Annotated in this window: 26 protein-coding genes; 14 read left to right on the top strand and 12 right to left on the bottom strand. The window is 72.5% G+C overall.

What is annotated here, in order from left to right:
• Nucleotides 1–232: 232 nt before the first annotated feature.
• Complete coding sequence (locus AC07A6_RS32940) at nt 233–1129, bottom strand: NADP-dependent oxidoreductase (protein WP_478779570.1); 897 nt, start codon at nt 1127–1129, stop codon at nt 233–235.
• Nucleotides 1130–1324: 195 nt separating this feature from the next.
• On the opposite strand from AC07A6_RS32940, the gene AC07A6_RS32935 reads away from it, so the two are divergent.
• Nucleotides 1325–1741, top strand: coding sequence for a winged helix-turn-helix transcriptional regulator (locus tag AC07A6_RS32935; RefSeq protein WP_362467939.1), 417 nt, complete (start codon nt 1325–1327; stop codon nt 1739–1741).
• A 54-nt stretch (nt 1742–1795) separates the two neighbouring features.
• Nucleotides 1796–2533 (top strand): Mut7-C RNAse domain-containing protein, encoded by a 738-nt coding sequence (locus AC07A6_RS32930; RefSeq protein WP_478779568.1) that lies wholly within the window; start codon nt 1796–1798, stop codon nt 2531–2533.
• Between the two features lie 24 nt (nt 2534–2557).
• On the opposite strand, the gene AC07A6_RS32925 is transcribed toward AC07A6_RS32930, so the two are convergent.
• Nucleotides 2558–3040 carry a hypothetical protein gene (locus tag AC07A6_RS32925; RefSeq protein ID WP_362467935.1) on the bottom strand — a complete coding sequence of 161 codons (483 nt, stop codon included), beginning with the start codon at nt 3038–3040 and terminating at the stop codon, nt 2558–2560.
• Nucleotides 3041–3170: 130 nt separating this feature from the next.
• Here AC07A6_RS32925 and AC07A6_RS32920 point away from each other — a divergent pair, with 130 nt between their 5' ends.
• Both AC07A6_RS32920 and AC07A6_RS32915 read left to right on the top strand, forming a co-directional pair.
• Nucleotides 3171–3503, top strand: a complete 333-nt coding sequence (locus tag AC07A6_RS32920) for a YnfA family protein (protein WP_362467933.1) — start codon at nt 3171–3173, stop codon at nt 3501–3503.
• Nucleotides 3504–3597: 94 nt separating this feature from the next.
• Entirely contained in the window at nt 3598–4365 is a 768-nt protein-coding gene (locus AC07A6_RS32915) for an SDR family NAD(P)-dependent oxidoreductase (RefSeq protein WP_478779567.1), read from the top strand.
• 3 nt (nt 4366–4368) lie between these two features.
• Here AC07A6_RS32915 and AC07A6_RS32910 read toward each other — a convergent pair whose 3' ends face one another.
• Complete coding sequence (locus tag AC07A6_RS32910) at nt 4369–5043, bottom strand: polysaccharide deacetylase family protein (protein ID WP_362467929.1); 675 nt, start codon at nt 5041–5043, stop codon at nt 4369–4371.
• 264 nt (nt 5044–5307) lie between these two features.
• Here AC07A6_RS32910 and AC07A6_RS32905 point away from each other — a divergent pair, with 264 nt between their 5' ends.
• Nucleotides 5308–5802, top strand: a complete 495-nt coding sequence (locus AC07A6_RS32905; protein WP_478779566.1) for a Uma2 family endonuclease — start codon at nt 5308–5310, stop codon at nt 5800–5802.
• 170 nt (nt 5803–5972) lie between these two features.
• A complete protein-coding gene (locus AC07A6_RS32900) occupies nt 5973–6848 on the top strand; it encodes a hypothetical protein (RefSeq protein WP_478779565.1) in 876 nt (291 codons plus the stop codon).
• A 78-nt stretch (nt 6849–6926) separates the two neighbouring features.
• Here AC07A6_RS32900 and AC07A6_RS32895 read toward each other — a convergent pair whose 3' ends face one another.
• Nucleotides 6927–8120: an RtcB family protein gene (locus AC07A6_RS32895; protein WP_478779564.1), complete on the bottom strand. Its 1194-nt coding sequence runs from the start codon at nt 8118–8120 to the stop codon at nt 6927–6929.
• A gap of 172 nt (nt 8121–8292) precedes the next feature.
• On the opposite strand from AC07A6_RS32895, the gene AC07A6_RS32890 reads away from it, so the two are divergent.
• The 3 genes from AC07A6_RS32890 to AC07A6_RS32880 all read left to right on the top strand — a co-directional run bounded on the left by AC07A6_RS32890 (nt 8293) and on the right by AC07A6_RS32880 (nt 11657).
• Nucleotides 8293–9219, top strand: a complete 927-nt coding sequence (locus AC07A6_RS32890) for a DUF3558 domain-containing protein (RefSeq protein ID WP_478779563.1) — start codon at nt 8293–8295, stop codon at nt 9217–9219.
• A gap of 144 nt (nt 9220–9363) precedes the next feature.
• Entirely contained in the window at nt 9364–10152 is a 789-nt protein-coding gene (locus AC07A6_RS32885; protein ID WP_478779562.1) for a DUF3558 family protein, read from the top strand.
• Nucleotides 10153–10250: 98 nt separating this feature from the next.
• Nucleotides 10251–11657: a DUF2637 domain-containing protein gene (locus AC07A6_RS32880; protein WP_478779561.1), complete on the top strand. Its 1407-nt coding sequence runs from the start codon at nt 10251–10253 to the stop codon at nt 11655–11657.
• 76 nt (nt 11658–11733) lie between these two features.
• On the opposite strand, the gene lysS is transcribed toward AC07A6_RS32880, so the two are convergent.
• The gene (gene lysS / locus AC07A6_RS32875; protein WP_386272481.1) at nt 11734–13476 is read right to left on the bottom strand and encodes a lysine--tRNA ligase; all 1743 of its coding nucleotides are present in this window, start codon (nt 13474–13476) and stop codon (nt 11734–11736) included.
• A gap of 191 nt (nt 13477–13667) precedes the next feature.
• Here lysS and argS point away from each other — a divergent pair, with 191 nt between their 5' ends.
• Both argS and AC07A6_RS32865 read left to right on the top strand, forming a co-directional pair.
• Entirely contained in the window at nt 13668–15431 is a 1764-nt protein-coding gene (argS, locus tag AC07A6_RS32870; RefSeq protein WP_478779560.1) for an arginine--tRNA ligase, read from the top strand.
• Between the two features lie 278 nt (nt 15432–15709).
• Nucleotides 15710–16141: a DUF3995 domain-containing protein gene (locus AC07A6_RS32865; RefSeq protein ID WP_478779559.1), complete on the top strand. Its 432-nt coding sequence runs from the start codon at nt 15710–15712 to the stop codon at nt 16139–16141.
• Between the two features lie 3 nt (nt 16142–16144).
• On the opposite strand, the gene AC07A6_RS32860 is transcribed toward AC07A6_RS32865, so the two are convergent.
• Nucleotides 16145–18589, bottom strand: a complete 2445-nt coding sequence (locus tag AC07A6_RS32860; RefSeq protein WP_478779558.1) for a tetratricopeptide repeat protein — start codon at nt 18587–18589, stop codon at nt 16145–16147.
• Nucleotides 18590–18724: 135 nt separating this feature from the next.
• Between AC07A6_RS32860 and AC07A6_RS32855 the strand changes: the two genes are divergently transcribed.
• Entirely contained in the window at nt 18725–19522 is a 798-nt protein-coding gene (locus AC07A6_RS32855) for a VOC family protein (protein ID WP_478779569.1), read from the top strand.
• Nucleotides 19523–19790: 268 nt separating this feature from the next.
• Here the strand turns inward: AC07A6_RS32855 and AC07A6_RS32850 are convergent, their stop codons facing one another.
• The 5 genes from AC07A6_RS32850 to AC07A6_RS32830 form a co-directional block, all read right to left on the bottom strand.
• Entirely contained in the window at nt 19791–20030 is a 240-nt protein-coding gene (locus AC07A6_RS32850) for a type II toxin-antitoxin system Phd/YefM family antitoxin (protein WP_478779557.1), read from the bottom strand.
• Between the two features lie 67 nt (nt 20031–20097).
• Complete coding sequence (locus AC07A6_RS32845) at nt 20098–22485, bottom strand: ATP-binding protein (protein WP_478779556.1); 2388 nt, start codon at nt 22483–22485, stop codon at nt 20098–20100.
• Nucleotides 22482–22859, bottom strand: coding sequence for a hypothetical protein (locus tag AC07A6_RS32840; protein ID WP_478779555.1), 378 nt, complete (start codon nt 22857–22859; stop codon nt 22482–22484). Before AC07A6_RS32840 ends, AC07A6_RS32845 begins: the two co-directional genes overlap by 4 nt.
• Before the next feature lie 85 nt (nt 22860–22944).
• Complete coding sequence (locus AC07A6_RS32835) at nt 22945–23436, bottom strand: hypothetical protein (RefSeq protein WP_478779554.1); 492 nt, start codon at nt 23434–23436, stop codon at nt 22945–22947.
• Between the two features lie 100 nt (nt 23437–23536).
• On the bottom strand, nt 23537–23902 hold the full coding sequence (locus AC07A6_RS32830; protein WP_478779553.1) for an ATP-binding protein: 366 nt from the start codon (nt 23900–23902) through the stop codon (nt 23537–23539).
• A 179-nt stretch (nt 23903–24081) separates the two neighbouring features.
• Between AC07A6_RS32830 and AC07A6_RS32825 the strand changes: the two genes are divergently transcribed.
• On the top strand, nt 24082–24867 hold the full coding sequence (locus AC07A6_RS32825; RefSeq protein WP_478779552.1) for a helix-turn-helix domain-containing protein: 786 nt from the start codon (nt 24082–24084) through the stop codon (nt 24865–24867).
• On the top strand, nt 24864–25043 hold the full coding sequence (locus tag AC07A6_RS32820; RefSeq protein WP_478779551.1) for a DUF397 domain-containing protein: 180 nt from the start codon (nt 24864–24866) through the stop codon (nt 25041–25043). Before AC07A6_RS32825 ends, AC07A6_RS32820 begins: the two co-directional genes overlap by 4 nt.
• On the opposite strand, the gene AC07A6_RS32815 is transcribed toward AC07A6_RS32820, so the two are convergent.
• A complete protein-coding gene (locus tag AC07A6_RS32815) occupies nt 25033–25305 on the bottom strand; it encodes a DUF1876 domain-containing protein (protein ID WP_478779550.1) in 273 nt (90 codons plus the stop codon). The genes AC07A6_RS32820 and AC07A6_RS32815 overlap by 11 nt on opposite strands.
• Between the last annotated feature and the right edge of the window lie 16 nt (nt 25306–25321).

The following is a 25321-nucleotide window of genomic DNA, read 5'->3' as shown; positions in this document are numbered from 1 at the left end:
GTCCTCGCCTAACGCGTCGGGGGGGCGGGGAGACCGGGCCTCCGCCTCTGACCCCGGTACGGGCGCTTCGCGCCCGTCGCCCCAAACGCCGGCGGGGCTATTCATAGCCCCGCCGGCGTTTGAGGCGCGGGGGTCTGGGGGCGGAGCCCCCAGGAGGGCTCCGGGCGCAGCCCGGGGAACGGACAAAGGGCGGGTAGGGGACCTCGCCCCGCGCAGCGGCCACCCCCGCCGGTCAGGGGACCAGGACCACGCGCCCCCGGGTGCCCGGGGTGGCGAGGGCCTCGTGGGCCTTCGCGGCGTCCGCGAGGGGGAAGGCGTCCGCCACCCGAAGCGTCAGCGCACCCGCGTCGACCAGGGCCGACAGCCGGGCCAGCAGCTCGCCGTCCGCGGCGACCTCCTGTTCCGCCACCCGGATCCCCCGCTCCGCGGCCGGCGCCGCGCCGGGGATGAGGCCGACGTACGCGCCGCCGTCGCGGACGAAGCCCAGCGCCTCCGCGCCGATCACCGCCGTGTCCAGCACCCCGTCCACCGGCCCGGCGGGCGCCCCGCCCCGGGCCACGAACTCCGCCGCGCCGAGCGAGCGCACGAACTCCTCGTCCCCCGCGCCCGCCAGCGCCGTCACCACCAGCCCCGCCCGCGCGGCCAGCTGCACCGCCATGCCGCCGACCAGCCCGGCCGCGCCGGTGACCAGTACCGAGTCGCCCGGGGCCAGCCCCAGGAGGTCCACCGCCCGGGCCGCCGTCAGCCCGCTCAGCGGCAGCGCCGCCGCGGCCGCGTCGTCCACCGACTCGGGGGCGGCCGCCACCGCCGAGGCGTCGAGCACCGCGTACTCGGCGTGCGTGCCGAGCGGCTTCACCGGGCCGTAGTGCAGCCCGACCACCCGGCGGCCCTCCGTCCAGCCGTCCACGCCGGCGCCGACCGCATCGATCTCCCCCGCCACGTCCCAGCCGAGCCCGATCCGCTGCCCGGCCCCGCCGAAGACGCCCGCGCGGACGGCGCCGTCGACCGGGTTCACCCCGGCGGCCCGGACCCGGATCCGGACCTGCCCGGCCCCCGGCCGCGGGACCGCCACCTCGGCCAGCTCCACCTGCTCCGGCCCGCCGAAGGTGCTGACGACCGCCGCCCGCATGGTCTGCTCGCTCATTTCCCTCTCCCCGTTGGCTGTTGGGTTGTCGTGTTGTCGTGTTGTCGGGTTGTCGCGTTGTCGCGTTGTCGCGTTGCCGGCCGTCAGGGCCGTTCCCGATGACCACTAACTTATGGAGAGGTACTCTCTTTTCGTAAGTACGCACTCCGGAGTGCGTACCCGACCCGGAAGTGGGCACCCATGGCCACCCGCACCGCCGCCGCCCTCCGCGAAGAGGCCCGCGCCGCCTACGACGCCTTCGTCAAGGAGTGCCCCACCAGCCAGCTCCTGGCCCGCATCAGCGACAAGTGGGTCGGCCTCGTCCTCAGCGCCCTCGGCCAGGCCGAACAGGGCTCCATGCGCTACAGCGAACTCGGCCGCAAGATCCCCGGCGTCAGCCAGAAGATGCTGACCCAGACCCTCCGCTCCCTCGAACGCGACGGCATCGTCACCCGCACCGTCACCGCGACCGTCCCCGTCCGCGTCGACTACCGCCTCACCGAACTCGGCGGCAGCCTCGGCTGCCTCCTCTCCTCCGTCAAGCAGTGGGCCGAGAACCACTTCGACGAGGTCAGCGCCCACCGCGAGGCCTACGACGAGGCCGCCGCCACCGCCTGACCCCACTCCGAAATTCGGCCGCACCACCACACCCCCCGATGGCATGCTGGGACCGTGAACGGTCCCGGCATCCACCTCACCCTCGCCCCCGAACTGCGCCTCTTCGCCCCGCCCAGCCGGCGCGTCGACCGCGTACCGACCGCCACCGACGGCGCCTCCAGCCTCGGACACGTCGTCGAATCCGCCGGCGTCCCCCTCACCGAGGTGGGCCGGCTGCTCGTGGACGGGCAGGAGGTCACCGTCTCGTACGTGCCCCAAGCCGGCGAATCCGTCGAGGTGTTCGGCGTCGAGCGGCCCCAGCAGGTCACCGGCGCCCCGCTGCGCTTCCTCCTCGACGTCCACCTCGGCACCCTCGCCCGCCGACTGCGCCTGCTCGGCGTCGACGCGGCCTACGAGAACGAGGACATCGGCGACCCCGCCCTCGCCACCCGCTCCGCCGCCGAGCAGCGCGTACTGCTCTCCCGCGACCGCGGCCTGCTGCGCCGCCGCGAGATCTTCGCCGGCGCCTACGTCTACAGCGACAACCCGGACGACCAACTGCGCGACGTCCTCGGCCGGTTCGCCCCCGAGCTCGCCCCCTGGACCCGCTGCACCGCCTGCAACGGACCGCTCCGCGAAGCGGACAAGGACAGCGTCGGCGACCGGCTGGAGCACGGCACGCAGCGCTCGTACGACGTGTTCGCGCAGTGCACCGACTGCGAGCGCGTCTACTGGCGCGGCGCCCACCACTCCCGTCTGGAACGGATCGTCGGCGACGCCATGGCCGAGTTCGGCGACGGCGCCACCGTCTGACCGGCCGGACGCGGGCGGCCCACGTCAGAAGGCGTACGGGTCGCCCGTGTCCAACGCCAGCACCACGTGCTCGTTGTTGGCGCGGTTGCGGTCGGTCGCGCCGCCGTCCCACAGGGTGTCGATCCGCACCGCGACCTCCGCCGGACGCTCCCGCAGCCCGAGCAGCAGCGCGATGTGACGCCCCCGCCCGTGCCGCGGCAGCGCACCCGTCTCGCACACCACCTCGCGCCGGCCGACCCGCGCGCACCCCTGGGACAGCTCGTGCCGGTCGGCGAGGTCCGCCGACAGCCGCACCCGCACGGTCGCGTTCGGCACCTCCGCCGGACCCTCGTTCTGCGGCACCATCCACACCTTCAGCTGCCCCCGGGCCAGCTGGACCCGCCCGTGGTAGGCCACGTCGGCCTCCTCGTCCGCCCCCGGCCAGGCACCCGCCGGAGCCACCGGACCCGCCCCGCACAGCACCAGCAAGCCCGCCACCACCACACTGCGTACGGCACCACGGCGCACCGCCACCACCTCCTCGCGCGGACCGTAGCCACCCCGGCCAGCCGACGATCGGACCATCACACGAATGAGGGCGAGCCGTCCGCCATTCGCCCGGCGGCCCGGCCCGAGCCGCATGCGTAGGCTTCCGGCCATGCTGATCGCCCGCTCCGCCGCCCTCTTCTCCCTCGCCGCCCTCCTGGAGATCGGGGGCGCCTGGCTGGTCTGGCAAGGCGTACGGGAACACAAGGGCTGGGCCTGGATCGGCGCCGGGGTCATCGCCCTCGGCCTCTACGGATTCGTCGCCACGCTCCAGCCGCAGGGCGACTTCGCCCGCGTCCTCGCGGCCTACGGCGGGGTCTTCGTCGCCGGGTCCCTGCTGTGGGGCGTGGTCGCCGACGGCTACCGGCCCGACCGCTGGGACGTGGCCGGCGCGCTCGTCTGCCTCGCCGGGATGGCCGTGATCATGTACGCGCCGCGCCGCTGACCCGGCCTATGCTGGCGGAGATTCGCCCGTACGAACGACCGAACCGGCGGGCGAACCCGCGACCCCGCGATCGACCCCACGAGGAGCCCCGCCCATGAGCACGCGCCCGGCCACCCGAACCGCCGTCGTCACCGGCGCGAGCAGCGGAATCGGCGCGGCCACCGCCCGGCAGCTCGCCGCCGCCGGCTACCACGTCGTCCTCACCGCCCGCCGCAAGGACCGCATCGAGGCGCTCGCCGCCGAGATCACCGGAGCCGGCCACGAGGCCACCGCCCACGCCCTCGACGTCACCGACCGCCCCGCCGTCGACGCCTTCGCCGCCTCCCTGGAGCGCTGCGACGTACTCGTCAACAACGCCGGCGGAGCCATCGGCGCCGAGCCCGTCGCCACCGGCGACCCGGCCGACTGGCGCACGATGTACGAGGTCAACGTCATCGGCACCCTCAACGTGACGCAGGCGCTGCTGCCCGCCCTGGTCGCCTCCGGCGACGGCACGGTCGTCGTGCTCTCCTCCACCGCCGGCCACGCCACCTACGAGGGCGGTGCCGGCTACGTCGCCGCCAAGAACGGCGCCCGCGTCCTCGCCGAGACCCTCCGCCTGGAGATCGTCGGCCAGCCCGTCCGCGTCATCGAGATCGCGCCCGGCATGGTCAAGACCGAGGAGTTCGCCAAGACCCGCTTCCGCGGCGACGCCGCCAAGGCCGAGAAGGTCTACGCGGGCGTCGCGGAGCCCCTCTCCGCCGACGACGTGGCCGACACGATCACCTGGGCGGTGACGCGCCCCAGCCACGTCAACATCGACCTGCTGGTGGTCCGCCCCCGCGCCCAGGCCTCGAACACGAAGGTCCACCGCGAGCTCTAGCCCTTACGGCACCAGCCCGGCACTCCTCAGGTGCGGCATCAGGGCCGCCGGCTTCAGCCCGGCGGCCTTCGCCGCGTCCAGGGCCCGCTGGAGGTCCGCCGCCAGCGTCGGCGTGAAGTGCAGCAGCACGATGTCCCCGGCCTTCAGCTGCGGGGTGGGCGGGGTCTGGCCCCAGGTGGTGAAGTCGTGCGTCCAGGTGACCAGCGCCTTCACCCCGCACGCCTTCGCCGCGAGCCGCACGTCGTCGTTGACCGCCCCGTACGGCGGGCGCAGCAGCTTCGGCGTCTTCCCGAAGGTCTCGGCGAGCCGCTCCCCGGCCCCGCACACCTCGGCGTCCTTCCCGGCGGCGTCGAGGGTGGTGAGGTCGGGGTGGTTGACGGTGTGGTTCTCGACGGTGGCCCGGCCCTGGTCGACCAGGCCGGTGAAGTAGGCGGTGTCGTACGAGGTGGCCCCCGGGAGCAGGAACATCGACACCGGCACCCGCTTCTCGGACAGGATCCGGGCGGCCTCGGGGTCGTGGTTCCAGCCGTCGTCGATAGTGATGAAGACGACCTTCTCCTGGGTCGGCACGTGCGACACGACGGGCGGCAGCCCCACCCCCGCCTGAGCGGACCCGGCGGCCCCGAGGGCGAGCGACAACGACGCGAGGGCGGCGACAAGCACACGAGTTCTCCACATGCCGCCCACCATGGTCTAGACCAACTCCCGCCGTCAATCCCCTTCCCCCAAGCGGAAGTTGCCGCCCCGCAGCCCCTTCGGAGCCCGTATGGGTGAATCCGTACGCAATGTCGGCGGACCCCGATACGCTCCGAAAGCATGAGTCGCGAAAGGGAGGAAGCTATGGCCGTGATACAGCACGAGATCACGATCGCGGACGCCGCCGATCGACTCTCCAAGGAGCTTCCCGGGCATCGAGTGGAGATTCTCCAGGGGAGGCTCACCGTGACACCACCCGCCGACGGGGCTCACGCCCTATCACTGAGCTGGCTCGTCGTGGAGTCCGACAAGGCAGGAGCGCCGCAGGCAGGACTTGAGTACGCCCAGGCCATCGGCCTGTGGCTACCCTCAGGGCCGGACGACTACGCCATCCCCGATTTCGCACTCGTCGAGGCCGACTTCCTCGACCACCACGTCGGGAAGAACTGCTACCCACCACACGTGTTCCGCCTCGTCGTAGAGGTGACCTCGTCCAACTGGTCGGACGACCTCGGCACCAAGGCCGACTGCTACGCCCAGGCCGGCATCCCGGTCTACCTGGTGGCCGACCGCCGCCACGACGAGGCCGTCCTCTACACCGACCCGCGCGGCGGCGAGTACCGGTCGCGCAAGCCCTTCAAGCGCGGCACGTCGGTCCCGCTCCCCGAATCCATCGGCATCAGCCTCGAACTGCCCGTAGACCGACTCCTCGACGGCAGGAGGCCCGAAGCGGGGCGCTGAGCGGCGACCGGGGGCGCCGGCGGCTCGGCCGTTCGGCGTCATTTGTGACACCTATCTGATGATCGGACCTCGCGCCTCACGCCGTACGGGCTCCGGCGGGCGAACCATGCGGGACAGAGGCCGCCAACGCCTCGACGTCAGACCCCCGGTTCCCACGAGGAGCACCACACATGAGTCCTGAGACAAGGACACCGTCCCGCATGGGCCCGCTGCCCCGGCAGAGCAAGTGGCTCGCCGGCGGTGCGGTGGCCACGATGGCCATCGCGATGCTCGGCCTCGCCACCCCCGCACAGGCGGACACCGACGCCCCGGCGTCGGCAACGGTCGCCGCGGCGCCGGCCGGCGACAAGTGCAAGGGCAAGGACAAGGAGAAGGACAACGACGACTACGAGCCCGAAGTAAAGGGCGCGGCGGCCGAACCCCACAAGGACAAGTGCTTCAAGGTCGGCCCGCCCGGACCTCCGGGAGCCCCTGGCGCCCCCGGCGCCAACGGCCTGAACGGCCGCGACGGCCGCGACGGCCAGCCCGGCACCCCGGGCGCCCCCGGCGCCGACGGCACGAACGGCCGAGACGGCCGAGACGGCCGCGACGGCCAGCCGGGTCCGCCCGGACCCGCCGGAACCAGCGCGTGCGGCAACGACATCGACGCGGTCCTCCCCAACGGCACGGAGGAGTTCGCCGTCTTCCTGGTCGACGGAGTGACGTACGGAGGCCACCGCCACTCCCCGACCACGGGCAACTACATCCGCCAGAACCTCACCACGCCCGCGCAGAACCCCGACTACCCCAACCCGACCACGGTCTGCTCCGCCACTCTGTCGGTCCAGGGCGCAATTGCGAACTTCAAGGTCCAGACCACGGTCGGGACCGTGTACGAGCTCCAGTGCGACGCCAACGCCCCCGGGGCCAACCTCAACTGCGGCCCCGACGCCACCGGCCCCAACGCCGGGGTTCTGCGACGCTGGCGCCTGGTGGGCTTCACCGACGACCCCAGCGGCCCGTTCGTAGCGAACAAGAACCTCTCGAAGAGCGCCGAGGCCTCCTGACCCCATCAGGCCCCCGCTGAGCAACACACGTGTGCCGTGCCCGGATCCATCCGGGCACGGCACGGTGCGTTCAGCCGTTCAGCCCTTCACGCAGACGACGGCCTTCAGCTTCGCCACGACCCGGACCAGGTCCGTCTGCTGGTCGATGACCTGCTCGATCGACTTGTACGCGCCCGGGATCTCGTCCACCACGCCCGAGTCCTTCCGGCACTCCACGCCCTGCGTCTGCTCCGCCAGGTCGCGCGCGGTGAACCGCTTCTTCGCCGCCGTCCGGCTCATCTTCCGGCCCGCGCCGTGCGAGGCGGAGTTGAAGGCCTTCTCGTTCCCGAGCCCCTTCACGATGTACGAGCCCGTGCCCATCGAGCCCGGGATGATGCCGTACTCGCCGCTGCCGGCGCGGATCGCGCCCTTGCGGGTGACCAGCAGGTCCATGCCGTCGTACCGCTCCTCCGCCACGTAGTTGTGGTGGCAGCTGATCTCCTGCTCGAAGGAGACCTTCGCCTTGCGGAACTCCTTGCGGACGACCTCCTTGAGCAGGCCCATCATCGCCGCGCGGTTGTACTTCGCGTACTCCTGCGCCCAGAAGAGGTCGCTGCGGTACGCGTCCATCTCCGGGGTCGCCGCGAGGAACACCGCCAGGTCCCGGTCGACCAGGTTCTGGTTGTGGGAGAGGCCGCGGGCCACACCGATGTGGTGCGCGGCGAGCTCGTTGCCGATGCCCCGGGAGCCCGAGTGCAGCATGAGCCACACCGCCCCGGACTCATCGATTGAAACTTCAACGAAGTGATTCCCGGAGCCTAGTGTTCCGGTTTGCCGCAGCGCCCTGTCACGCCGGAACTTCACCTCGTCCGCCAGGTAGTCGAACCGCTCCCACAGGTCCGCGTACCCCGCCTCCGAGAAGCCGTACAGCCGCCCCGGATCCACCGGGTCGCGGTGCATGCCCGTGCCCACCGGGATCGCCTGCTCGATGCGCGAGCGCAGCTTCGACAGGTCGCCCGGGAGGTCGTTCGCCGTCAGGGAGGTCTTGACCGCCGACATGCCGCAGCCGATGTCGACGCCGACCGCCGCCGGGCAGACCGCGTCCTTCATCGCGATGACCGAGCCGACCGTGGCGCCCTTGCCGTAGTGCACGTCCGGCATCACGGCCAGGCCCTTGATCCAGGGCAGTCCGGCCGTGTTCTGGAGCTGCCGCATCGCGCTGTCCTCGACCGACGCCGGATCCGTCCACATCCGGATCGGGACTTTCGCCCCAGGTACCTCTACATACGACATAAGACAACCATCCCCCGAAAACCGCAGAAAAGTATGAATACGCGAAAAGCCGCGCTCATCACCCCAAAGCAGACAGGGAACCGGCGCCGGCACGTGCGTGTGCGATAGACATTGTGTCCATCCGTGCCCAAGTCGCGGCAACGGATTTTCCCGAGGGAGCCAAGGGGAGCCAGTGGACGTGGACCCAATGCCGGTACACCGGGCGTCGGTGCGCCGCCGCCGAGTCCTGCCGGGCATCGCGATGCTCGGCGTGCTCACCGCGCTCGTGGCGGGCGCGACCGGGTGCACCGACGGCAACGGCATCGGGACCAGCGACCCCAAGGGCGGCGGGAGCAGCGCCGCGCCCGCGCAGCCCGGGAAGTACCGCAGCCTGCCGCAGCCCTGCAAGGCCGCCGACGCCAAGCGGCTCAAGGCCATGCTCCCGGCCTCCGACTCCCTCACCACCGAGCAGCGCGAACGGCTCTACGCCGGGACCGCGGACCCCTCGTACGACGGGGACCGGCACGTCGGCTGCCGCTGGAACGCTCAGGCCCCCGAGGGGAACCTGCTGCTGTCGGTCACCTTCGAGCGCGTGGTCTCGTACGACCGCGCCACGACGAGCGACGACGACAAGGCCCGCCAGGTGTACGTGCGCCTGCTGACCGCCGCGAAGCTGCCCTTCCCGGGGCCGTCGGGAAGCCCGACCCCCAGCGCCGGTAACGGTACGAATACGAGTGGCAGCCCCAGCGCGCCCCCCGCACCCGCCCCCGGCGGCAGCACTGCGCCCCCGCCGGCCGCCTCCGCTCCCGGTTCCGCTTCGCCGTCCGCGCCCGCCTCGCCGGTCGCCTCGCCGGCCTCCCCGACCGCTCCGCCCGAGCTCGGCTCGCGGATCCTGGAGGGGCTCGGCAACGAGGCGTTCCTCGACGACAAGCTCAGCGCGGCCGGCGCCACCGCCGCCCAGTCGCGGACGGTGCGGATCGTGTTCCGCACCTCGAACGTCCTCGTCACCGTCGAGTACAGCGTCCAGCCGTCCGGGCCGGGCTCGGTCCCCCCGAGTGCGGAAACGCAGGAGAAGGCGCGCCAGTTGGCGCAGGCCCTGGCCGAGCGTTTCAGCGAGTGACGGCGCTCCCGCGAGGGGGCGCGCACGCCCCGCGTGACGGCGCGCACAGCAGCCGGGCGCCCGGTCGGGCTACCGTTGCTCGGGTCCAGCGCCCGTAACGCACCCCGCAGAAGACCCCACGTCTGCCCAACGTCTGAAGGAACCATGCACCGATCAGCCTCGCGCCTCACCCGCGTTCTCGCCTGCGCAGCCGTCCCGGTGATCCTCACCGTCGCCGGCTGCTCGTCCGACTCGGACAAGTCCTCGGGTGCCAAGGACTCCGGCAAGAAGTCCGAAGCCTCCTCGCCCGCCAAGCCGGGCACGAAGTCCGCGGCCCCGCTGGAGAAGGTGGCCTTCGCGAAGCTGCCCGACCCGTGCAAGGCCGTGACCGGCAAGAGCATCGACTCGCTCGTGCCCGAGGCGAAGGAGAAGGGCGGCACGGCGGCCAAGTCGAACGACCTGGCCAACCGCGCCAGCTGCTCCTGGAACGGCCTCAAGACGGACGGCGCGAAGGGCTCGCAGTACCGCTGGCTCTCCGTCTCCCTGGTCCGCTACGACTCGCACGCCTCGCTCGGCAGCGGCAACAAGCGCGCCGAGGACCAGTACAACAAGCAGATCGAGCTGGCGAAGACCACCGAGGGCGCGCACGACGTCAAGACCGAGAAGGCGGACGGGCTGGGCGACGCCGCCACCTCCGTGTCCTTCGGCGTGAAGAAGGACGTCGACTTCTCCAACAACTCGATCGTCGTCCGCGCCCAGAACGTGGTCGTCACCGTCGACTACAACGGTGCCGCCTACGAGGGCGCCGGCGCCCCCGACCAGGGCAAGCTGCTCCAGGACGCGATCACCGCGGCCAAGGAGACGGTGGCCGCGATCGGCGCCGCCAACACCGGCGAGGGTGCGACTCCGTCGGGTTCCGCTTCGGCTTCCGCTTCCCCGTCGGCGCAGTCGTAGCGACAATCCCTCCGACAAGAGGGGGCCTAGGGCACGGGTGACGCGCAGTCACCCGTACGCTGTGCCTGCCGTAGCTCGACAACGGGAGGGGACCGCGGGTGGCCGCGATGCAGCTGACTCGTACGCACCGGATACTCATCGGTGTCGTGGTCGCCGGAGCCGTGGTCATCGCGGCCATCGGTTTCGCGGGCTCTTACGCCGCGGTCCGCGCGCTGGCCCTGAAGAAAGGCTTCGGCAGCTTCTCGCTGGTGTTCCCGATCGGCATCGACGCGGGCATCTGCGTCCTGCTGGCGCTGGACCTGCTGCTGACGTGGATCCGCATTCCCTTCCCCCTGCTGCGCCAGACGGCGTGGCTGCTGACGGCGGCGACGATCGCGTTCAACGGCGCGGCGGCCTGGCCCGACCCGCTGGGCGTGGGCATGCACGCGGTGATCCCGGTGCTGTTCGTGGTGACGGTGGAGGCGGCCCGGCACGCCGTGGGCCGGATCGCGGACATCACCGCGGACCGGCACATGGAGGGCGTGCGGATCACCCGCTGGCTGCTGTCCCCGGTACCCACCTTCAAGCTGTGGCGCCGGATGAAGCTGTGGGAGCTGCGCTCCTACGAGCAGGCCGTGGGCATGGAGCAGGACCGGCTGATCTACCAGGCGCGGCTCCAGGCCCGGTACGGGCGGGCGTGGCGGCGCAAGGCGCCGGTGGAGGCGCTGATGCCGCTGCGGCTGGCGCGGATCGGCGTGCCGCTGTCGCAGACGGCTCCGGAGGGGCTGGCGGCTGCGGGCATCGACCCGGTGCTGCTGCCTCCGGCGGTCGCGAAGGGTCCGGCCGTCGCCGCGGGGGCGGTGCTGCCGGCTGCGGACGCCCATGCGGCCCCTGCCCTGCCGGCGGCGCCCGGGGCTGCGGCAGGCGCTCCGGCCGCGGTTCCGTCCCAGGCGGCGCCCGCTTCCGCCCCGGCGGCCGGCGGGTCCAGCGCATCTGCCGCGTCCGGCGGTGACGCGGCCCCGGAGGTTCCCGAGCAGCGGGAGGGCCAGGACCGGGCCTCGGCGCAGCGGCGGCAGCCCCAGCCGGCGCACGCCCCCGCGCCCTTCGCGGTGGACCCGACGGCGATGCCGGCGGCGCACGACAGCGCCTGGTTCGCGGGGCCGCGGGCGCCGCAGGCCGCGTACGAGGGCGACTACGACCCCCGGTACGTCGAGGGCCTGGAGCCGACCCCGGTGATGGCCCCGGCCGGCCCGGAGGAGGAGCCGCTGCCGGAGCAGCTGGAGCTGGAGCAGGCGGAGCCTGCGCCGGGTGACGCCGAGGAGGAGAAGTTCGCGGAGGCCGCGTACGAGGTCTTCCGGGCGTACATCGACAAGTACTCCCAGTTCCCGGAGCCGGACGAGCTGGACAAGCACCTCTCGGCCCGCCTCGGGCAGACGCACCCGCGCAGCGAGGCCGAGCTCAAGCGGCTGGTGCCCGCGCTCAAGCAGCGCTACCAGCGCGACCTGGAGAGCGAGCACATCGCGTAGCCGGTACGACCACGCGGAAGGGCCCGCACCCCTCGGGGTGCGGGCCCTTCCTCATGCGTCGGCCGCGTACGTGCGGTCAGGCGGCGAGCAGCTTGCGCACCCGCTCGGCGCCGACCGCCAGGAGCAGGGTGGGCAGGCGCGGGCCGGTCTCCCGGGTCACGAGCAGGCGGTAGAGCAGGGCGAAGAACTCGCGCTGGGCGACCTTGAGCTCGGGGGTGGGCTTGGCGTCGGGCTCCAGGCCGGCCATGACCTTCGGGACGCCGTAGACGAGGGTGGTGAGCCCGTCCAGGGACCAGTGGGAGTCGAGGCCTTCCAGCAGGAGCCGCAGGGACTCGCGTCCGGCCTCGTCCAGGGAGGACAGCAGCTCGGTGTCGGCGTCCTCGCGGACCAGGGTGCGCTGGTCGGCCGGGACCTGGGTGGTGATCCAGTTCTCGGCGCGGTCCAGGCGCGGCCGTACGTCGTCGAGGGAGGTCAGCGGCTGCGACGGGTCCAGGTCGGAGAGGATGCGCAGGGTCTGCTCGTCGTGCCCGGCGGTGATGTCGACGACCGACGCGAGGGTGCGGTACGGCATCGGGCGCGGGGTGCGGGGCAGCTCGTGGGAGGCGACGCGTACGGCGCGGGCGTGCGCGGCGGCGTCGGCCGGCAGCACGGAGCCGTCGGCGACCTTGCCCTCCAGCTTGTCCCACTCGTCGTACAGGCGCTGGATCTCCTGGTCGAAGGCGATCTTGAAGGACTGGTTGGGGCGGCGGCGCGCGTACAGCCAGCGCAGCAGCTGCGGCTCCATGATCTTCAGCGCGTCGGCCGGCGTGGGGACGCCGCCCTTCGACGAGGACATCTTGGCCATGCCGGAGATGCCGACGAAGGCGTACATCGGGCCGATGGGCTGCTCGCCGCCGAAGAGGCCGACGATCTGGCCGCCGACCTGGAAGGAGGAGCCCGGGGAGGAGTGGTCGACGCCGGAGGGCTCGAAGACGACGCCCTCGTAGGCCCAGCGCATCGGCCAGTCGACCTTCCAGACCAGCTTGCCGCGGTTGAACTCCGACAGCTTGACGGTCTCGGTGAACTCGTCCTCCGTGCAGACGTAGGTCAGCTCGGTGGTCGCGTCGTCGTACGCGGTGACCTTGGTGAAGTCCTTGTTGCACTCGCCGCAGTACGGCTTGTACGGGAAGTACTCCGCGCCCTCGGCGCTGCCGTCGTCCTCGCCGGCCGCGCCGGAGCCCTCGGCGGCCTCCAGCTCGGCCTCGTCGAGGGGCTTCTGCTGGGGCTTCTTGCCGCCCGGCTTCTGCTTGGTGCGGTACTGGGCGAGGACGGCGTCGATGTCGCCGCGGTGCTTCATCGCGAACAGGACCTGCTCGCGGTAGGCGCCGGAGGTGTACTGCTCGGTCTGGCTGATGGGGTCGTACTCGACGCCCAGCTCGGCCAGGGAGGCGACCATGGCGGCCTTGAAGTGCTCGGCCCAGTTCGGGTACGAGGAGCCCTCGGGCGCCGGCACGGCGGTCAGCGGGCGGCCGATGTGCTGGGCGTGGGACTCCTCGCTGACGCCGGGGATGCCCTTGGGGACCTTGCGGTAGCGGTCGTAGTCGTCCCAGGAGATGAGGTGGCGGACCTCGTGGCCCCGGCGGCGGATCTCGTCCGCGACCAGGTGCGGGGTCATGACCTCGCGCAGGTTGCCCAGGTGGATCGGGCCGGAGGGAGAGAGTCCGGACGCGACGACGATCGTTTTGCCCGGGGCCCGGCGCTCCGCCTCGGCGATGACCTCGTCCGCGAAACGGGAGACCCAGTCGGTCTCTGTGCTGCTGCCCTGCGCGCTCTGAGCCACGACACGTCCTTCTATCTCGAATGCTGGCTATGGCCATTCTCCCAGACGGAAGGGGCCGCTCCGGGGTTGCTTCCGCCCACTGATACGCGCCGCTATATGCCGGGAAACGGGCACCCTCCGCGTGGGATACTCGGCACTTGTCGGAACAACCAAGTGCACGCGCACGTGCAACCTCACAGGAACGGCAGCTCATGGCCTCGGTCCCTTCCCTCGCTTCTTCCGTCGAACAGCGCGTCTCGGACGCCCTCGTCTCCGCCCTGCCGGAGGCCGGTGCCGCCGACCCGCTGCTGCGACGTAGCGACCGGGCCGACTTCCAGGCCAACGGCATCCTGGCGCTCGCGAAGAAGGCCAAGGCCAACCCGCGCGAGCTGGCCGCGACCGTCCTGGAGGGCCTGGACAAGGGCGGCGTGATCAAGGACGTCGAGGTCTCCGGCCCCGGCTTCCTCAACATCACCGTCTCCGACGAGGCGATCATCAGGACGCTCGCGGCCCGCGCGGCCGACGACCGGCTCGGCGTGGCGCTCAACGCGTCCGCCGGCACCACGGTGATCGACTACGCGCAGCCCAACGTGGCCAAGGAGATGCACGTCGGCCACCTGCGGTCCGCCGTGATCGGCGCGGCGATGGTGGAGATCCTGGAGTTCACCGGCGAGAAGGTGATCCGCCGCCACCACATCGGCGACTGGGGCACCCAGTTCGGCATGCTCATCCAGTACCTGCTGGAGCACCCGCACGAGCTGGACCACAAGGGCGGCGACGAGGAGGCCTCCGGCGAGGAGGCCATGTCCAACCTCAACCGCCTCTACAAGGCCTCGCGCGCCCTCTTCGACTCCGACGAGGAGTTCAAGACGCGGGCCAGGGCCCGGGTGGTGGACCTCCAGGCGGGCGACCCGCAGACCCTGGAGCTGTGGCAGCGGTTCGTCGACGAGTCGAAGATCTACTTCTACTCCGTCTTCAACAAGCTGGACATGGACATCCAGGACCCCGACGTGGTCGGCGAGTCCGGCTACAACGACATGCTGGTCGAGACGTGCAAGCTGCTGGAGGAGTCGGGCGTCGCCGTCCGCTCCAACGGCGCGCTGTGCGTGTTCTTCGACGAGTACAAGGGCCCGGACGGCAACCCGACCCCGCTGATCGTCCAGAAGTCCGACGGCGGCTTCGGCTACGCCGCGACCGACCTGTCGGCGATCCGCAACCGCGTCTCCGGCCTGGCGGCCACCAGCCTGATCTACGTGGTGGACGCGCGGCAGTCGCTGCACTTCAAGATGGTCTTCGAGACGGCCCGCCGGGCCGGCTGGCTGAACGAGGGCGTCAAGGCCGTGCAGCTGGCCTTCGGCACGGTCCTCGGCAAGGACGGCAAGCCGTTCAAGACCCGTGAGGGCGAGACGGTCCGGCTGGTCGACCTGCTGGACGAGGCGGTGGACCGCGCCGCCGCGGTCGTCCGCGAGAAGGCCCAGGACCTCACGGAGGAGGAGATCGCCGAGCGCGGCGCCCAGGTGGGCATCGGCGCGGTGAAGTACGCGGACCTCTCCACCTCCGCCTCGCGCGACTACAAGTTCGACCTGGACCAGATGGTCTCGCTGACCGGTGACACGTCCGTGTACCTCCAGTACGCGTACGCGCGCATCCAGTCGATCCTGCGCAAGGCGGGCGAGGCCCGGCCGGCCGCCCACCCCGAGCTGGAGCTGACCGCCTCGGAGCGTGCGCTGGGCCTGCACCTGGACGGCTTCGGCGCGCTGATCGCGGAGGCGGCGGCCGAGTACGCCCCGCACAAGCTGGCCGCGTACCTGTACCAGCTGGCGTCGCTGTACACGACGTTCTACGCCGAGTGCCCGGTGCTGAAGGCCGACACCCCGGAGCAGGTCGAGAACCGCCTGTTCCTGTGCGACCTGACCGCCCGCACCCTGACCAAGGGCATGGCCCTCCTCGGGATCCGGACCCCCGAGAAGCTCTGACGTACCGCTCGACGGCCCCCGGCGCATCCGCCCCGGGGGCCCTCGCGTTTCCCGGCCCGGGCCGGAGCCGGACGGCTGGGGTGGAAGGCGGCCGATCCGAGAAGGAGCCGGAAATGACGACCGCGACGCCCTCGGCCGGCGGAGCCGTGCCGCCCATGCCGGAGTACATGCCGAAGGCGTGCGAGTAGGCCGGCGTGACGCGTGTCACGGGGAACGTTCCCCGGGGGCCGGGCCTCTTCGGTGTGTCAGGGCGCGGCACGGCGAAGGGAAGCACGCGGATGAACCTCACGGCACGGCGACGGGCCGCACTCGCGGTGGCGGGACTGCTGGGGGCCGACGGCCTCGTCCACCTCTACTGGGCCACCGGCGCCACCTGGCCCGCCCCGGACGAGCGGGCCCTGTCGCTGGCGGTGCTCGGCCTGGAGACCTCCTTCGGCCCGCCCGTCGTCCTCCCGCTGGCCGCACTGACCCTCACCGCCGGAGCGGCCGTCCTCGCGCACGGGTACGGCCGCGGCGGCCGCCTGACGCGGGCCGTCACGGGCGCGGTGGCCGCGGGCCTGGCCGTACGCGGCCTCGCGGGCCTGGGCTGGGCCGCCGGCCTCCTCGACAGCCCGCCGGACAGCCCCTTCCACACGCTGAACCTCGCGCTGTACACGCCGGCCTGCCTCGGCTTCGGCTGGGCGGCGGCCCGGCTGGCCCGGGAGCGGTGAGGGTCAGCGGCGCCGGAGCCGGGTACGCAGCCGCTGCCACCAGCCGCGCCGGCTCCGGCGGCGGGCGGCCTCGTACGCCTCCTCGGCGCCCAGCGCTTCCTCCTCCCGGCCGGACTCCCGGAACAGGGCGGCGGCTTCGCGGTAGGCCTCCGCGGCCCGGGCGAAGTCTCCCGTCGTCTGGTACGCAACACCCAGCACGTACAGCGCGTCGGCCGACCACGCGGGTGCGTCGGCGCGCCGACCCTGCCTGAGGGCCTCGTTGAGCACGTGCACGGCACCGGCAGCGTCCGAGAGCGATAGCAGGTTCACGCCCACCTGGGTCAGGGAGACGCCCGCCTGGTCGTGTTCCCCGGCCGCCGCGGCACACTGCGCCGCCTCCCACAGCGCCTGGGCCGACTCGTCGAGGCGGCCCAGCCCCCGGAGCAGCAGGCCGAGTTGGTGCATCGCCGCGCCCTCCTCGTACCGTTCGCCGACACGCCGGAACATCACGGCAGCCTCCCGGTAGCGGGGGACCGCCTCGCCTGCCCACCCGTCGGCCACCAGGGCCGCGGCCAGGTGGCCGAGCGCGCGCGCCCTGTGCAGGGAGTCGCCGTACTCCGAGAGCACGTCCACGGCGCGTTCCAGTGTGTCGGCGGCCTCTGCGGTCAGGCCCTGTTCGGCCAGGATGAGGCCGAAGGCGGTCAGGGCCTCGCCCTCGGTCTCGCGCGCACCCAGTGCCCGCAGGAGGTCGATGGACTGTTCGATCCCGGTGCGGGCTTCCTCCGGGCGTCCGGTGGCCGACCGCCAAGAGGCGAGGTTCCCCAGGGCCACGGCCGTGGCGACCCCGTCGTCCCGCGCGCTGTAGAAGGCAAGGATCCGCTCGCCCAGCTCGGGTGCCTCCTCGGAGCGAGAGGTCTCCCACAGTGCCGTGGCGAGCGTGCTCAGCAGGAGGTGCTCGGCTTCCTCGTCCTCGGCCCGCCGGGCCGCCTCGATCCCGATCCCGGCGTTGGCGATCGCGTCGTCGAAGAGCCGGCGCCTGAGCAGGTACGCGGACAGGCGCACGGCGAGGACGGCCGCCTTCGCCGGGCGGTCGTGCGCGGCGCAGAAGGACACGGCGGCCAGCAGGTTGTCGCGTTCCTCGTCCAGCCACTGCAGGGCCGTCTCGACGTCCGGGAAGTTCTGCGGCACGGGCTCGCCCGGCCGGGGCAGCAGGTGGTATTCCGCGGCGAGCGTCATGCCGGCGTAGGCCGTCAGAACCTGGTCCACTACCGCCTCCCGCCCGTCCTCCTCGGCGTGCGCGTCGGCGAGTTCGGCCGCGAACAGCCGGACCAGGTCGTGCATGCGCCAGCGCTGGAAACCCTTGGGGTGCTCCGCGAGGAGTCCGGCGCCGGCGAGGGCGGCCAGTAGGGCCCGGGTGCTGGAGACGGCCGTGCCCCAGTCCGCCTCCGCGACCAGTCCGCGCAGGTTGAAGGCCGCGAAGCCAGTCTCGCAGTCCGGGCCCGGTACCGCCGTCAGCAGTCTCAGCATCCGCTGCTGTTCCTCCGGCAGCCGGGCGTACGAGAGCCCGAACGCGGCCCGCACCCCCGTCGGGATCCCGGCGCGGTCGCGGGGGCTGAGGGCCTCCAGCCGGGTGCGGGCGTCCGCGAGCTGGCGGGCCAGCTCCGCCGCCCGCAGCCCCGGGTCTCCCGCCAGGACCGCCGCCGCCACGCTCAGCGCCAGCGGCAGCCGCCCGCAGTGCCCGGCGACCTCCGCGAGGGCCCGCGGCTCCGCCCCCGGCCTCGGGTCGTCCGGCCGTACGCGGCGCAGCGCGTCGGCGACCAGCTCCGCGGCGGCGTCCGCCCCGAGCACCTCCAGGTCCAGCACCCGCGCGGTGAAGTCCGGGGCGACGAGCCGGTCCCGGGAGGTGACGAGCAGCCGGTGGGCGTCCCCGCCGGGCGGTACGAGGTCCCGGACCTGGGCGGCGTCGCCCGCGTCGTCGGCGACGACCAGCACGCGCCGCCCGTCCCCGGCGCGGGCCGCCAGCTCCGACCGGTACCGGGCGAGCCGCCCGTCGGGATCGGCCGGCAGCTCGGCGTCCGCGACGCCCAGCCCCTCCAGCAGGGTCCCGACGGCCTGCCCGGCGCCGACCGCCCCGGCGGGGTCGTAGCCGCGCAGCGACAGGAACAGCACCCCGCCGGTGAACCAGCCGCGCTCCATGGCCCGTTCCGCGGCGGTGACGGCGAGTGCGCTCTTGCCGACCCCGGCGAGCCCGGCCACCACCACGGCCCGCGCCCCGCTGCCGGGCTCCAGCACCGCCAGCAGCTCCCCGAGCTCCCGGTCCCGCCCGACGAGCGCCTCGGGGGCGTCGGGCAGGGTCCGCGCCGGGGCCGTGGCCCGGTCGGGGGGCCGGACGTAGTAGTCGCCGTACACCGTCAACTGCTCTATGCGGGCGTTGTCCTTGGCCCGGGCGCCCTGCTCCGAACTCGCCATGCCTCCACGATGGCACCGCCCGGGGGCGGTTCGGTGTCACCCGTTCGGACCGATTCCGACGGCCGGAGCCGGGTAGGGGATGGCCCGTCCAGCCCCAGTACCACCGCACCACCGACGGAGGCATCCGTGCCCGACATGAACGGCCCCTACAAGCCCGGCACCCCGTGCTGGATCGACCTGATGGTCCCCGACCAGCAGGCGGCGCTCGACTTCTACCGCGACCTCTTCGGCTGGCAGGGCGAGGTGGGCCCGCCGGAGACGGGCGGCTACGCCGTCTGCACCCTCAAGGGGAAGCCGGTCGCCGGGATCATGAAGGCGATGAACCCGGACGGGACGGTGCCGGACCCGCTGCCGCCGACGGTGTGGACGACGTACCTGTCCACGGACAGCATCGACTCGACGGTCAAGTCCGTCACGGACGCGGGCGGCACGGTCATGATGGGCCCGATGGACGTCATGGACCTCGGCCGGATGGCCGTGATCTCCGACCCGACGGGCGCGGTCGTCGGCCTGTGGCAGCCGGGGACGTTCGACGGGGCGGGCATCGTCAACGAGCACGGCGCGCTGATCTGGAACGAGCTGACCACCCCGGACCTGAAGGCGGCCTCGGCGTTCTACTCCTCCATCCTGCCCGTCACGACGGCGGAGTCGGAGATGGAGGGCGCCGAGGGGTACGTCGAGTTCAAGGTCAACGACCGCGCGGTGGGCGGGATGATGGACATGAGCAAGATGCCGCCGGGCGTGCCGCCGCACTGGCAGCCGTACTTCCACGTGGACAGCGTGGACGACGTCCAGGCCGCCGCCGTCCGCGCGGGCGCCACCGTCCTGGCCCCGGCCTTCGACATGGTCGCGGGCCGCATGGCGGTCCTGGCCGACCCGCAGGGCGGGGCGTTCTCGATCATCACGGCGTCGATGCAGGAGGATCCGGCCTGAGGTTCATCCCCAGCCTGTGGGCAACGGTCCGGCAGGGCCGTTGCCCTGACCGGGCGGGGTCCTGGGTGCGTGCTGCGGGTGTCGGGGGCGGTGGCGGGGTGGGGTGTCGTCCGGGACGGGCTTCGATGTTCGGCGCCTGATCCGGACCTGCCCTGCGGAACGGCACCGCGCGCCGAAATCATCTCGTTTTAGTCCCGGACAACACCCCACCCCGCCCCCGCCCCCTCACGCAGCCGTCCGGCTGGCCTCCGGGACCAGCCGAACAGGCTCACTCCCCGGCGTGTCGGTGGCCGGCGTCGAGTTCCGCGATGGACTCCATCAGAAGCTGCGCGTTGCGCGGCGAGCGCAGGAGGTAGACGGTCTCCTGCCAGGACCGGAAGTCCCCGGCGGACATGATGACGACGTCGCCGTGCTCCCGGGAGGTGACCTCTACGGGGACGTGGTCCTCGTTGACCTGCCGGATCAGCGGGTAGAAACGCTGCCGGGCCTCGTTCGCGGAGATCGGCACGGGCTCACCTCCCAGTACAGAGTCGTACGGGATTACCGTACGAGTCGGGTCATCCGGCTGCCGCGGATCAGCTGCGCCGCCGCCCCCGGCGGGGCCGGGCCGCCCGCCGCCGCAGGTCGGCGGCGGCCGCCCGGGCCACCGCCTCCTGCTCGGGGTCGCCGAGCTCCGCGTGGAGCGCCGCCGCCCGCTCGAAGGCGGCGGCGGCCTCCGCGTGGCGGTCCAGGGCGTGCAGCGTCAGGGCCAGCGCGCCGGCGACGACGGCTTCACCGGCCCGGTCACCCGACTCCGCGAAGAGCTCGCGAGACCGCTCCAGCAGCACCAGCGCCCGTTCGGGCTGCTCCGCCTTCTGATGGAGCATGCCCAGGTTGGCGAGGATCTTCTTCCGGTGGCCGTGCCGGTCCTCCTCTTCCGTGAGGGCGTCGAGGGCCTCCTCATAGCGGACCCTGGCCTGGTCCTCGCGCCCCGCTTCGAGAAGTGAGTCACCGAGCTCCATCAGCCTCCGGACCACCTGCTTGCCATTGCCGAACTCCCGCTGCGTGGCGAGTGCCTGTTCCCGCACGGCCAGGGACTCGTCCCGCTGCCCGGCCCGCCAGAACGTGTCCGCCAGGGCAACCAGCGCGGAAGCCTCGCGGTGGCGGTCCTCGAAGGCGTTCATGATGGCGACCGCCCGCCAGTGAGCGGAGATGGCCTCGTCCAGCCGCCCGTCCTGCTCGAAGACGGCGGCCAGTCCGGACAATGCGGTGCCCTCGGCGTGGAGGATCCCTTCTTCTTGGAAGATCTCCAGCGCCTCCCCCAGGACCCGTTCCGCCTCCGCCCACTGATGCCTCGCGACGTACACCGTGCCCAGCAGGTTGAGCGCCTTGCCCTCACCCATCCGCAGGGGGATCTCCCGGAACACCTCCAACGCGCGGAGGAGCGAGACCACGGCCTCGTCCAGCAGGTCCGCACCGAGGAATAGCAGGCCGAGGTCGTACAGCTGCGCCCCGACCTGCTCGACGTCGCCCGTCCGCTCGACCGCGGCGAGAACCTGGTACCCCACCAGCACCGCGTCCTGGGTGTACCGGTAGATCTGGAGGTACGGCATCAGGTAGTGGCCGAGTTCGACGGAGGTCGTCGGCCGGCCCGTGTCGAGGGCGAAGCCCACGGCTGCGAGGAGCAGGGCCCGTTCCGTCCCCAGCCAGTCCAGCGCCTGCGCCACCGATGGCAGTCCCGGGCCCGGGGCCACCGGGACGCCGTTCACGCCCAGGGCTCCTGTCGCCTTCCCCGCGTCCAGTACGAGGCTGCCGAGCAGCGCGTCGACCGCCTCCTCCCGGCCGTCCTCCGCCGCCCGCTCCTCCCCCCGCTCCCGCGCGTACAGCCGGACCAGGTCATGCATCCGCCAGCGGCCCGAGCCGACCGGCTCCTCCGCGAGCAGGGAGGCCCGTACGAGGGCGGCGAGCTTCGGGCGCAGGGCGGCCGGCTCCTCGCCGGTCAGGAGCCCGGCGTAGACCGTGGCGCAGTCCGGGCCCGGGTTCACCGTCAGCAGGCGGAAGACGCGGGCCTGGTCCTCCGGGAGCCGCCCGTACGAGAGGTCGAAGGCGGCCCGGACGCCGTCGTCCAGCTCCGAGTCCAGTGTGGACAGCCGGGTGCGGGCGTCGGCCAGTTGGGCCGCCAGCTGCGTTACGGGGAGACCCGGGTCGCCCGCCAGCAGCGCCCCGGCGACCGTGAGGGCCAGCGGGAGCCGCCCGCACTGCGCCGCGACCTCCGCGAGCGCCTCCGGTTCCGCCGCCGGGCGGGGGTCCTGCGGCCAGGTGCGCAGGACCGCCCCCGCGAGGAGTTCGGCGGCCGGGCCGGGCGCCAGCTCGCCCAGGGGCACCACCCGGGCCGCGAAATCCCGGTGCACGAGCCGGTGCCGGGAGGTGACGAGGAGCCGGTGTCCGGGGTGGGCCGGTACGAGGTCGCGGACCTGGGCGACTTCGCCCGCGTCGTCGGCGACGATCAGCACCCGCTGCCCCGCCCCGGCGTATTCCGCCAGCAGCCCCCGGTACAGCGCCGCCCGGCCGTCCTGGGACTCCGGCACGTCCGTGTCCCGGATCCCGAGCTGCCGCAGCATCTCCCGGACCGCCTCGGGCCCGCTCACCCCGCCGCCGGGGGCGTAGCCGCGCAGGCGGAGGAAGAACACCCGGTCGCCGAACCAGCCCAGTTCCGCCGCCCGGTGCGCCGTGGCCACGGCGAGCGCGCTCTTGCCGACCCCGGCCAGGCCCGAGACGACGGCGACCGTGGGCCCGCCCTCGGCGAGGAGGGCCGTCAGTTCCTCGGCCGGCCCGTCCCGCCCGACCAGTACGGGAGGCGCCTCGGGCAGGCCGAGCCCGGCGCGGGGTGCGGGGCCGGCCCCGGCGGCGTAGTTGATCTGGTCTCCGGCGATCTGGGTGATCCGGGCGCTGCCGGAGGCCCGGGCGTGCTGCTCGGCCGTCACGGGGACTGCTCCTCGGTCTCACCGCCGCCGCCGCGCTGCTCGATGCGGGAGTCGCCGTCGGCGCGGGCCTGCTGGTCGACCCGGCCGGGGGTGGTGCGGCCGCCGTCCTGGGTGATCTGCGAGGCGCCGGAGGCGCGGGCGCGCTGGGTGAGGGAGCCGCCGCCGTCCCCGCCACCGGAGCCTCCGGCCCACCAGCCGAGGGCCAGGGCGATGACGGCGGCCATGGCCCCGCCGAAGGCGCCGGCGGCGGAGATGCGGTCGGAGTCCTTCTCGGGGAACCAGCCGAAGGGGTCCCACTGCCCGAACCCGAAGGCGATCAGGAACCCGATCCCGGTGGCCACCACCACCACAACCCACCGCCACGGACGCGACATTGATCCCCCTCCGGCCGTCTGCTCCGTCAGCCGAAACTAGCAGCATCCCGAGCACGACACCGCTGCGCAGCCATGGCCTCGCGCGTCAGCGGCCGGGGACCGACTCCAAGACCGTGATCTCGAACTCGACCCGGTTGTTCTCCCTGTTCCGGTCGTCCGGGCTCTGCACCGTGAGCGTGCCATGGTGCACGCCCAGGCGGGTTTCCAAGTCCACGCGGATCGGAATGTGGGCGGTGGCAGTCCGCTGCGCCCTCAGTCCCGCCGGGAACACGCACCGCACCCTGCGCAGGTCCTCGGACGCCTTGCAGTCCTCGGGGAAGAAGGGTTCGGCGGCCTCCATTCCGCGCGGCAGGGCGACCGTGATGGTCATCGGGGAGTTGGTCGTCTCCGGGCCGAGGTTGGCGACGAACGCGTGGAGCGTGGTGAGACCACCGGGAGCCGCCGCGTCCGGGTCGATCCGTACCACCTCCAGGTCCGAGTTGGACGGCGCGGCCGGCGCCGCCCAGGCGGGACCTCCCACCAGCAGCGCCGCCGCGCCCACCACCGTCGCGGCCCTGTACCGGGTCGTCGTGCGCATGAACCTTCACCACACCTTTCGCACTCTGCGGGCTGTACGCACGCCATGGTGGCTCCGGCAGGGAGGCAGGTTGGGTTCCGCCCCGGTAGCGGCCCGTTTATCACTCGTGTGCGCGGAACTCGGCCCAGACGACCTTGCCGGGCCGTCGCGGAAGCACCCCCCACTCATCGGAGACGGCCTCCACGATCCGCAGCCCGTTCCCCGGCGGCCGCCCGAGGATCCGCGACCGCCCGGGCCCGCTGTCGTGCACCTCGACGCGCAGGCAGCACCCGAAGTTGAGGAGGCGGAGGCGGTAGGCGCGACCGCGCGGGACGCCGTGGCGGAGGGCGTTGGTGGCCAGTTCGCTGACGCAGAGCACGATGTCCACCTGGCGGTGGGTGACGTCCCAGGTGGCGAGGGTCTCGCGGGCGAAGGCCCGCGCCGCGGCCACCGTTTGGAAGGTCCGAGGGAACAACCGCTCGCGCATCAGCCCGGGTTGAGTATTTAGATTCACGGGACGACGATCGCTGGGAGTGACTAACTTGTAACAGTGTGCCGACCCGTACTCTGCGATGAGTACGGATCGGCACGGGGTAGTCCACCTCCTGAGGCGGGGAGTTCATCGCCATGCCACCAAAGAAGCGCCCGCGCGCCAACGCAACGACCATGAAGATGATCGGCAAGCAGGCGGCTGCCGCCAGGGCCGCAAAAGGCCTGACACAGAAACAGCTCGCAGCGCTGGTCAAGGTGGACGAGGAGACCATCGCCTCCATCGAACAGGGTCGCCGCGCACTGATGCCGAACGTTGCCGAGCTGCTGGACTCCCAGCTGGGCCTGCCAGGGCTGCTGACCGTGGCTGCCCTCGGAATGCCAGAGCGGGACCCCCTTCCAGCCTGGTCCGAGGAGTACATGGAGCTGGAAAAGCAGGCGATCGCCCTCGACTGGTACGAGTGCCTGGTCGTACCAGGACTACTCCAGACCGAGAGCTACATGCGCGCCCTCTTCCGTAATCGCATCCCGGCATTCCCCTCGGGGGAGATCGAGACCCTGACGGCCAAGCGACTGGCGCGCACGCAGATCTTGCACCGGCAACACCCACCGCACCTGAGCCTCGTCGTCCTGGAGGGGGCCCTACGGGACCGCATCGGCGGCGACTCCATCTACGTCGAGCAGGTACGTCATCTGCTGACCTGCATGGAGCTTCCTCACGTCACGCTCCAGGTGCTGCCCTTCGGCCAGACCGCCCACCCCGGCCTCTCCGGCCCCTTCACCATGCTGGAGACCCCTGAACACGAGCATCTTGGGTACTTCGAAGGCCAACGCGGCAGCAGGATCATCAGCAGCCCCGGCGACGTCAGCATCATGGCGCGCCGGTATGCCATGCTGCGAACTCAGGCCCTCAACCCCCAAGAGACCAGCGGCCTGTTGACGCGCCTGCTAGGAGAGCTATGAACACCGAACTCTCGTGGTTCAAGTCCAGCTACAGCAGCGATGAGGGCGACAAGTGCGTCGAGGTCGCCACCACCCCCGCCACCGTCCACGTCCGGGACTCCAAGGTCGAGGACGGTCCCGTCCTCGACCTCGGACCCGCCAGTTGGGCGGCGCTAACCGGCTGGATCAGCGCTTGATCGGGTACGACGTGCGTCCCGACGCCCCGTCGATCTCGTCGTGCGCCTTGGTCAGCAACTGCTCCTTCAGATCGTTGAGCGCGCGCGCCGCCGCGAGCTCCTCTCCCACCCGGGGCTGATTACCGTCGCTCGGGTGACGGCTGGCGTAGCCGTGCGAGCGCAGCTCGCTCCCGTCCGGCAGGCGGACGAGGGCGGCGGCGCGGGTGCGTTCGTTGTCCTCATCGAACTTCACGTCGACATGCCATCCGACGGCATCCTTCATGACGATCACCTCCGTG

This window comes from Streptomyces sp. NPDC044002 (assembly GCF_056434525.1).
The sequence above is the reverse complement of the archived record's forward strand: the minus strand, read 5'-3'. Positions and strand labels throughout refer to the sequence as shown.